Annotated in this window: 1 protein-coding gene; it reads right to left on the bottom strand. The window is 61.1% G+C overall.

Annotated features, from left to right (window positions below; translation table 11 throughout):
• Positions 1 to 525: hypothetical protein (locus tag ACFOWX_RS13280; RefSeq protein WP_381425101.1), on the bottom strand; the 525-nt coding region annotated here is incomplete at both ends.

The following is a 525-nucleotide window of genomic DNA, read 5'->3' as shown; positions in this document are numbered from 1 at the left end:
TTGGCTTGCGGTGTCGAGCGCTTCTATCGCATCGGTGACGTTGGTTTCATTACCGCCTGCAACTGCGATGGACAGGCCGCCCACGCTGTTGGTCGCAGGGTTATATACCGCGCTTCCGCCCAGATTATCAGCGACGCTTTGGCCCAGATTATCGGCTGCTGCACCCGATGCTTGTGTGGCGGTGAACAGCTGATCTCCGGTCACGGCATCGGTGGAGCCTGCCGCGACATTGCCATTGGCAAGGTTAGTCAGGACATTGCCGCCCGCATCGAACACATCGCCCGCCGCCAGCGTAATGCCTGCACCGTTGATCACCGGTCCGCCGGTGATGTTGAGCGCATCGGCATTGACCGTTGCTGCGGTGACGCTGTTCAATCCGGTCAGGTCATCGGCAAGCCGGTAGGTGACATCATTGCCAGCCTGATCGACAACCAGGTTATCGCCCGCCGCCAAAGTGACCGCTTCACCAGCGCCAATGCCTTCGACCGTGGTGCCATTGGCGGTGCCGCTTCCGACAGCGCCGGT

This window comes from Sphingorhabdus arenilitoris, assembly GCF_042651485.1.
GTDB lineage: Bacteria > Pseudomonadota > Alphaproteobacteria > Sphingomonadales > Sphingomonadaceae > Sphingorhabdus_B > Sphingorhabdus_B arenilitoris.
The sequence above is the reverse complement of the archived record's forward strand: the minus strand, read 5'-3'. Positions and strand labels throughout refer to the sequence as shown.